The organism is Thermoanaerobaculia bacterium (assembly GCA_035717485.1).
Taxonomy (GTDB): Bacteria; Acidobacteriota; Thermoanaerobaculia; order UBA5066; family DATFVB01; genus DATFVB01.
This window is the reverse complement of sequence record DASTIQ010000183.1, coordinates 19,700-28,097: the sequence shown is the minus strand read 5'-3', so window position 1 is coordinate 28,097 and position 8,398 is coordinate 19,700. Positions and strand designations below refer to the sequence as shown.

10 protein-coding genes are annotated in these 8,398 nt (G+C 67.6%); 6 read left to right on the top strand and 4 right to left on the bottom strand.

Translation table 11 applies throughout. From position 1 onward, the window contains the following. Positions 1–190: glutaredoxin domain-containing protein (locus VFS34_09820; GenBank protein ID HET9794748.1), on the bottom strand; the 190-nt coding region annotated here is incomplete at its 3' end. A gap of 29 nt (positions 191–219) precedes the next feature. Continuing rightward, positions 220–1,221, bottom strand: a complete 1,002-nt coding sequence (locus VFS34_09815) for a hypothetical protein (GenBank protein ID HET9794747.1) — start codon at positions 1,219–1,221, stop codon at positions 220–222. Between the two features lie 202 nt (positions 1,222–1,423). On the opposite strand from VFS34_09815, the gene VFS34_09810 reads away from it, so the two are divergent. The 3 genes from VFS34_09810 to VFS34_09800 all read left to right on the top strand — a co-directional run bounded on the left by VFS34_09810 (position 1,424) and on the right by VFS34_09800 (position 4,085). Then, on the top strand, positions 1,424–1,903 hold the full coding sequence (locus VFS34_09810) for a hypothetical protein (GenBank protein ID HET9794746.1): 480 nt from the start codon (positions 1,424–1,426) through the stop codon (positions 1,901–1,903). 28 nt (positions 1,904–1,931) lie between these two features. Further along, positions 1,932–2,357 carry a hypothetical protein gene (locus VFS34_09805; protein HET9794745.1) on the top strand — a complete coding sequence of 142 codons (426 nt, stop codon included), beginning with the start codon at positions 1,932–1,934 and terminating at the stop codon, positions 2,355–2,357. A 228-nt stretch (positions 2,358–2,585) separates the two neighbouring features. Further along, the gene (locus VFS34_09800; protein HET9794744.1) at positions 2,586–4,085 is read left to right on the top strand and encodes a DUF3943 domain-containing protein; all 1,500 of its coding nucleotides are present in this window, start codon (positions 2,586–2,588) and stop codon (positions 4,083–4,085) included. A gap of 36 nt (positions 4,086–4,121) precedes the next feature. Here VFS34_09800 and VFS34_09795 read toward each other — a convergent pair whose 3' ends face one another. Continuing rightward, positions 4,122–4,739 (bottom strand): hemolysin III family protein, encoded by a 618-nt coding sequence (locus tag VFS34_09795; protein HET9794743.1) that lies wholly within the window; start codon positions 4,737–4,739, stop codon positions 4,122–4,124. Between the two features lie 118 nt (positions 4,740–4,857). Here VFS34_09795 and VFS34_09790 point away from each other — a divergent pair, with 118 nt between their 5' ends. Next, on the top strand, positions 4,858–5,430 hold the full coding sequence (locus tag VFS34_09790) for a YceI family protein (protein ID HET9794742.1): 573 nt from the start codon (positions 4,858–4,860) through the stop codon (positions 5,428–5,430). A 55-nt stretch (positions 5,431–5,485) separates the two neighbouring features. On the opposite strand, the gene VFS34_09785 is transcribed toward VFS34_09790, so the two are convergent. Continuing rightward, positions 5,486–5,965, bottom strand: coding sequence for a nuclear transport factor 2 family protein (locus VFS34_09785; GenBank protein ID HET9794741.1), 480 nt, complete (start codon positions 5,963–5,965; stop codon positions 5,486–5,488). 213 nt (positions 5,966–6,178) lie between these two features. Here VFS34_09785 and VFS34_09780 point away from each other — a divergent pair, with 213 nt between their 5' ends. After that, entirely contained in the window at positions 6,179–6,460 is a 282-nt protein-coding gene (locus VFS34_09780; protein ID HET9794740.1) for a hypothetical protein, read from the top strand. A 389-nt stretch (positions 6,461–6,849) separates the two neighbouring features. After that, complete coding sequence (locus tag VFS34_09775) at positions 6,850–8,382, top strand: phospholipase D-like domain-containing protein (GenBank protein HET9794739.1); 1,533 nt, start codon at positions 6,850–6,852, stop codon at positions 8,380–8,382. Positions 8,383–8,398 lie beyond the last annotated feature (16 nt).

Here is an 8,398-nt window from a genome sequence, read left to right as displayed (position 1 = left end):
CGTCCCAGCGCACGGCCTCGCGGATGGGCACGTCGAGACTGCCGAGGACGGCGCGGAGCTTCTCCCGCGAGAGCGGCTTCTCGAAGTAGTCGATCGCTTCGAATTCTTCGCCGGCCTCCCGAAGCCGCGAAAGCGCCTGCCGGCACTTGGTGCAGGTGGGCTTTTGATAAACGACGATCTTTTCGTCCACCGGTCGCTCTCCCGGGGAGGATCGTACCGCTATCCGGCGCCCCGGCTCGCGCGGGACGCGCCGCGGAAGGCGCGGAGCCCCGCCCAGAGCACGAACAGGAACGCTCCGATCGAAAGGGCCGCCACGAATCCTCCCGCGGCCTGCAGCGGACGAAGCGGCTCGAGCCGCTCGATCGCGGCGCGGGAATCGGGCGAAAGCGGTCCGGCATCGGCGGCGAACGACATGAGGGTCCTCCCCGCAAAGCGCCGGGCGATGGCGAGATTCGCGCCCGTGCGAATCGCCATGACGGCCGCGGCCGCCGGCCACGCGCGAAGATCTCGGCGGCAGATGCCCCAGGCCGCGGCGGCCTGGAGGATGGAAATCGCGAGAACCCCGGTCCGGATCCCTCCTCCGAGAGGGGTTCCGAAAAACAGCCGCTGCCGGGACGTCGAGAACGCGATCCCGAACGCGAGAAGAGCCCCGGTCGCGAGAATGACCGCCGCCGAGAGATCCGCCGCCGGGACGTGATCCGACCAGCGGTCCTCCGGATCCCGCCGCTCGCATTCGGCTTTCACCCCGGCCGAGCGATAGAAGAGGAAATACACGCCGGGGAGGATCACTCCGACGGCCGCGATCACGACGTAGGCGACAAGCTCGCGGGAGAGCGGGAGGCGCGAGCCGTCCCGGAGCGGCCGGAGCGCGGCGAAGAACCGCGGGAGGCAGGCGAAGAGAAACGCCGTCGCCGCCGTGCCGACAGCGAGCCAGACGGCGGAGAACGCGACGGAAAGCGACCTCGCCCAGCGGCGGCCGACGATCGACCCGAAGCCGATGGCCAGGAAGAAGACCGCCCCCGGCGACGCGGCCAGCGCCGTCGCGATCACTTCCGTCCGGCCGTAGCGGACGGGGAGCGCGGTGATCCCGGGCAGCGACAGGACGAGGAAGACGATGGTCTTGGCGAGATAGAGCACGCCGACGGTCACGTCGAGAATGCCGAAGAGGACGAGCCCGGTACCGTAGTCGCGCGCCGCGTCACGAACGTCGTTCGAGCTCAATACGCCGCCTCCGCGTTTTCGGGGAAACCGGCGAGTATCGTAACCCGGGAACCGGCGGTCTCGCGCCTCAGGGCGCGCGGATGCTCTCGCCGGCCGCCGCCGGCGGATGGCGGCGGAAGGTCGCCCGGCGTTCGGCCGTCGATCCCGTCCCAGGGCATGACACGGTTCGTGATATCAATCCCGCCCCAAGAGAGGGACCACCATGAAAACACTTCGGAGCACCGTCGCCGCCGTTCTCGCGCTCGGCCTCGCGTCCGCGCTGCTCGCCTCGAACGAGACGAACAAGCTGGAGTCGACTCCTCAGGTCAAGGCGTACCGCGCGCTGCTCGCCGCGATGAGGGCGGGAGACTATGCCGCCTACAAGAGATGGATGGTCAAGGAAGCCGGGGCGCGCATGGACGAGACGAACCGGCAGCTCGGAAAGGATCCCAAGGACGTCCTCACGTTCATGGCCGTCATCACGCCGCCGGAAATCGCGGTCACCGACCTGGAAGTCGACGGACCCAGGGCGATCCTTCACGCCAACGGCAAGCTCGAGGGAGAAATGAACTACGGAACCGTCGAGCTGTCGCGGGAAGACGGGCAGTGGCGGGTCGGCCTGCAAAGCTGGACGAACAAGGCCGCGGCCCCGTCGCTCGTCGCCCGCGCGCGCCCGGCGGGCGAACCGCGCCGCACTTCGTGATATCAATCGCCGCCAAAGGGAGGACACCATGAAGCGAATCCTTCGGGGAACCCTCGCCGCCGTTCTCGCCCTCGGCCTCTGCTCCGCGGCGCTCGCCGCCGACGATGCCAAGAAGCTCGAGTCGACCCCTCAGGTCAAGGGCTACCGGGCGCTCCTCGCCGCGATGAAGGCGGGCGATTACCCCGCGTACAAGAAGTGCATGGTGAAGGCCGCCGGGCCTCAGATGGACGAGCAGGCCAAACAGATGGGGAAATCACCGAAAGAGGTCCTTTCGTTCATGGCGATGATGACTCCCTCCGACATCTCCGTGAGCGACATGAAGGTCGAGGGAAAGAAAGCGACGCTCCACGCCAGCGGGAAGCTGGACGGCGAAATGAACTACGGGACGATCGAGATGGCCGAGGAAGAGGGCCAGTGGAAGGTCGGCCACCAGAGCTGGGCCAACCACAAGTAGAGCCCGCCGCGCTCACGACCGCGCGCAGGACTTCCATCCCGAGGAGCGCCGGCGCATCGCGGCATCTCCCGGCGGCAGCGCTCATGAGCCGTCAGCGCCCGATGGAGAACCCCCGACGAGATCGCCATCCCCCGCGGGTTTTCCGGCATCTCGCTTGCTCGATCCTCCCGGATGGCGCGATTTCAGGAACGTGAGGGGAGTTTCGCGCGTTCGGCTCGACGCGCCGCGGTGAGCGCGGCCGCCGCTCTGGTCTTTTCGACGGCCTCTCCGAGCGCCTCCGCCGACGACGGCGCGCGGCGTGCCCGAAGCCTGTTTCAAGGCGGATGCGAAACGATCTCTCTCCTCCCGCAACCCGCGGAACCGTGCGAATGGCTCGCGCAGGTCCCCGCCGAGACCGTTCCGCCGGCTCCTTCCGCCGCCCCCCGCCCGAGCGACTCACCCGAGCCGCGGCAGAAACACTTCTGGACCGCGGCCGGCGAAATGGCGCTCCTCGAGGCGGGGCCGTGGGCCTTCGACCGCTACGTCCTCGACGAGGAGTTCGCGCGAATCTCGTGGCACACGGTCAGCGAGAACTTCAAGAGCGGCTTCGGCTACGACAGCGATACCTTCAACGTCAACCAGTCGTCGCATCCCTACCACGGCAGCTTGTTCTTCGAGGCGGGCCGTTCCAACGGCTACTCGTACTGGGAGTCCGGCCTCTTCGCGTTGTCCGGGAGCTTCATCTGGGAATGCTGCATGGAGAACACGCGCCCGTCGATCAACGATCTGGTGAACACGACGCTCGGCGGAATGACGCGCGGGGAGATCGCCCACCGACTGTCGATCATCATTCTCGACAACACGGTGACGGGCGGCGAGCGTTTCTGGCGCGAGCTCGGGGCCGCGATCGTCAACCCGGTCGGCGCGCTCTCCCGGCTCGCCCGCGGCGACATGACGCGCGATTTCCCGAATCCCGACGAGCGCTACCCCGGCAGCTTCGCCGTCTCCGCCGATCTCGGATACCGGCACGTCGGCGGGAGCGCCTCCCGGCCGGATCAGGGGACCTTCTCCCTGTCGGCCCTCTACGGCGATCCCTTCGCGGGAGACATCCACAAGCCGTTCGACACCTTCTGGGTCGGGGCGGATCTGAACACGCCCGGAGGCGCCGTGGTCTCCCGGATCGAGGAGCGCGGAATCCTGCGGGGCTGGGAGCTCACCGATCCGTCGGACGCCGTGCGGCACGTCGTCGGGTTCTCGCAGGAATACGAGTACCTGAACAACGAGGCGCAGGTCGTCGGGGCGCAGGCGTTCAGCGGCGGCATCCTTTCGAAGTACCGGATCGGCAAGCTCGCCGCGGCGACCGATCTCACCGTCCTCGCCGTTCCGCTCGCCGGCATCCAGACGACGGACTTCGCGACCCCCCAGACGGGCCGCAATTACGACTACGGCGCGGGCGGTGGAGCTCGTGCGGAAGCGCGCCTGTATGGCGGTCCGCGCGAAATCGCCGCGGCCGGCTACGGAGTCATCTGGGCGCACACCCTCGACGGTGTCTCGGAGAACAACCGACTCGAGTTCTTCCGCGGAGAGATCCGGATCCCGGTCTCCGGCGCGCTGGGCGTGGGCGGCAGCTACTCCTGGTACAGCCGGAAGACGACCTACTCCGGATTCTTCGAATCGCAGAGGACGCAGAACGAGTGGCGGGCGTTCGTCAACGTCGCGGCGGGGTCGTCGCGGAGACCGCCGCCGTGAGTCGCGGCGCCTGTCCGGCGTTGCGCCAGATTCCCGTCAGGCGACGTAGAACATCACGGCGACGAAATGAAGGACGCTCCCGCCGAGCACGAACAGGTGGAACACGCCGTGGCTGTGAGCGTACTTCTCGTCGACCAGATAGAAGAAGACTCCGGTCGTATAGAGCAGACCTCCCGCGAGCAGCCACCCGATTCCGCGCGGGCCGATCGCCCGCAGGAGCGGCAGGAAGAACGCCGCGGCCAGCCATCCCATGAGCAGGTACAGCGAAACCGACAGCGCCCGGATCCGACGCGGCAGCAGGAACTCCTGGGCGATCCCGGCGGCCGCGAGGGCCCAGACGAGCGCGAGGAGCCACGCGCCTCCGGCCCGGCGGAGGCTCACGAGGGCGAACGGCGCGTAGGTGCCGGCGATCAGCACGTAGATGCTCGTGTGATCGAGCTTCCGGAAGATCCGCTTGGCGGGCCCCGTGATCGCATGGTAGAGCGTCGAGAAGAGGTACAGCGCGACCATCGCCACGCCGTAGATCGAAAAGCTCGCGATCTTCCACGGATCGCCCGTCCGGAGCGACGTCGAGACGAGCGCGGCGAGCCCCGCGACGGCGAAGACCGAACCGGCGAGATGCGTGACGCTGTTGAAGATCTCGTTCCGGCCGATCACGGCGGAACGATCGCATCCGGGCGCTCCCCGCGGAAGATGCGGTTGCGTCAGGTTTTGATGAAATTCCTCCGATCCGTTCCTCGTTTCCGTTAACGTCGCCCCGAAAGGAGCACGCGTGAGATTCCTCCGAATTCCGGCTCTCCTCCTCCTTGCCGCCGGGGCCTCGGCGGCGCCCGCCGAATGGAAGATCGACCCGAACCATTCCGCCGCGCAGTTCACGGTCCGCCACCTGATGGTCTCGAACGTTCGGGGCGAGTTCGGAAACGTCCGGGGGACGATCCTCTTCGACGATTCGGACCCCTCGAAGACGACCATCGACGCGACGATCGATGCGACGACGGTGAACACGCGCGTTTCGGGCCGGGACGACGACCTGAAGAGCCCGAACTTCTTCGACGTCGCGAAATATCCGGAGATCACGTTCCGGTCGACCGCGGTCAGGTCGACCGGCCCGAACACGTTCGATGTGACCGGGAACCTCACCATGCGGGGAGTGACGAAGCCCGTCACGCTCCACGTCGAGGCCACCGACGCCGTGAAAGACCCCCGGGGGAACGAGCGAAAGGGCGCCGAAGCGACGACGAAGCTCAGCCGCAGGGAATTCGGCGTCAGCGCCGATCCGACGATCGTCGGCGACGAGGTCCGCATCACGATCGACCTCGAAGCGGTACGGAAGGCGCAGAGCTAGCGGGCGCGGAAACGCGGGAGAAGCGGGACGGCCTGCCGACCGCACCGCCGCGCGCTCACAGCCCGAGATCCGACAGGCCCGGGTGCCCGTCGGGACGGCGCCCGAGCGGCCACCGGTATTTCCTCTCCGATTCCTTGATCGGCAGGTCGTTGATGCTCGCGTGACGCCGCTTCATCAGGCCGTCCTCGTCGAACTCCCAGTTTTCGTTGCCGTAGGCCCGGAACCAGGTGCCCGCGTCATCGTGCCATTCGTAGGCGAACCGAACGGCGATCCGGGCTTCGTGGAAAGCCCAGACCTCCTTGATGAGGCGATAGTCGAGCTCCTTCGCCCATTTGCGCCGGAGGAACTGCACGATCTCCTCCCTCCCGGCGAGGAACTCCGCGCGATTGCGCCAGACGCTGTCGACGGAGTAGGCGAGCGCCACGCGCTCGGGTTCGCGCGTGTTCCACGCATCCTCGGCCAGGCGCACTTTCTGGATCGCGGTCTCGAGGGTGAAAGGAGGGAACGGCGGCCGGCGATTCGACGGATCGGTCATGGCGAGCTCCCTTTCGATGCGCTCCCGGCGGAGCGAAGTCCCTGCTCTTCGCGCGGCCCGGTCGAGCCGCGCTCCGAGGCTCGAATTGTGAGCCGCCGCCCGCCGACCCGCAAGGGTGGGAGCCGGGGCGGCACGCGAACCGGACCGAAACATCCCCTCGCGGGGTCGCAAAACGGTCCATAATCGCGGCCACGATCGCTCGGAGGAGGAACGATGGAACCCGGAAACGACGAAAAGGAGAGGCGCTGCGTCCGGATCGTCCGGGAGGCCGCCGTCCAGATGTCCGGGCCGATGGGAACGGCCATCATCAGCCGCGTTCCGTCGTTCCGGGTTCAGCGGTACGACGAGGAGAAGTCGGCCTTCTGCACGATCTCCCATCTCGCGGAACGGCTCGAGGCGTGCGGCCTGACCGCCGCGTCGATCGAGGAGGCGATCCTCCGGGCCGAGGCGCTCGAGGATTCCGGCGACTGGATCGAGATCGCGCTCGGGGACTGACGGTTCCGTTCCCGCGCGACCGATCGGGTTCGGAGCCGAACGCCTCCCCCCGTTCCGGCCCCCCGCCGGCTCGACCTCCGGCTCGACCTGTCCCCGAAACGAGCGGGAAGCGATGGGAAGGGGTGAGAGACGGGAGGACCGACCATGAGTCCGTCGAGTGATCTCGTTCGCGTCCGAGCCTACACGTCGCCCACTCTCGTCCTGCTCGCCTACGACTGGCCCCAGGGAGGCGATCACGACGATTTCCTCGGATTCGCCATCCGCCGGACGCCGGGCCATGGAAAGTCGGGGAAACCCGACTTTCTCTGGAACAAGATCGGGTTCGATCCGCCGAAGAAGGGCGACCGCCCGAAACCGAGCGACCAGAGCCCCATCCAGCGCTTCGCCTGGTGGGACTCGGGGATCGCCACCGCGGACCGCGGAAGACTCTCACCTACGAGGTCATCCCGGTCCTCGGCACCGGCCCGGGCGATCTCGCCCTTCGGAACGCCGCCGCAGCGACGATCGACGTCCGGATTCCACGGCAGGTGGAGGACGGCATCGGGACGTATTTCAACCGCGCCGTCGTCAGCTCCCAGTCTTTTTCCTCCGAGTTCGGGAAGGCTCCCTCCGGAAAGAAGCTCGAGGCGGCGATGGACTGGCTCGCCAACGGAATGCAGGAGGCGATTCCGGACTTCCTCGAAACGGCGAGCGATCTCGAGGCCGCGATCTATCACCTGACCGACCGGCGGTGGGTGATGCCCGCCCTGCAGAAATTCCGCGAGGCGGGCGGCCGCGGCGATCTCGTGTATTATCTGAAGCCGACGGACGACGCGAGCAAGGCTGCCGCCGACATGCTCGCGGGAGCGAAATTCGCCGTCCATCCCCGCACGAAGGCGAACATCATGCACGACAAGTTCATCGTCCGCCGCCAATCGGGGAAGCCGCAGGCGGTCCTCGCCGGGTCCGCCAACTTCACTCCCGAAGCGATCACGGCCCAGGCGAACGTCCTCCACACGTTCGCGTCCCCGGAGCTCGCCCGGCTCTACGCGGCGCGCGAGGAGCTCCTGCGAGGGGACCCGACGCTCGCGGCCATCGCCCCCGACGGAGAGTGGTCGAAAACCATCCCCGTCGAAAAGGCGAAGATCCGCGTCTTCTTCTCGCCCGAATCGGGGCGGACGTCGATCGACGCCGTGGTCAAGGCCGTCGAAGGCGCGAAGAGCTCGGTCATCTTCTGCCTCTTCTCCCCGACGGACGCGCCATTGCTCGACGCCCTTCTCGCCGCCGGCGACGAGGGGAAGATCATGTACGGCCTTCTCAACAGCATCGCGGACCCGACGAAGAAGAGGAAAACGGAGGACCCGACGAAGGCGGGGAAGGAAGCGTCGCCCGCCGCGCAGGTGCAGGTCACCGTCTTCAACCGCTCCCGAAAGGACAGGAAGGTCGTCGCGTACAACTACTTCCGGCCCGGCTCGGCGCCGGCCGGCTTCCTTCCCGAGTTCAGCGCGATCGACACCAGCGCGTGGAGCACGAATCCTCCGCCGAAGGGAGCCGGAAAGAAAGGCGGGGGCGGGACACCGGCCGTCCACGTCCACCACAAGTTCCTCGTGATCGACGCCGACACCGATTCCCCCACGATCTACACGGGGAGCGCGAACATGAGCAACAACAGCCTCCACAACAACGACGAGAACCTGCTCGAGATCAAGGACGCGCCCGCGCTCGCGGGCGCCTATTTCGCCGAGTTCATGCGGCTCTACGGCCACTACCGCGCCCGCGCGCTCTGGAACCAGGAGCATCCGCCCGCGACGGGCGCCGCCGCGACCGCACCGAAGAAGAAGACGGGCGAAACCCTCGTCCTGAAGCGAACACGCCAGGCGTGGGCCGGGAAGGCCTACCAGGCCGGGACGCCGGAGTTCCTGAGCCGGACGCGCCTGGCCTGAGGAGGGGATCGGCGGC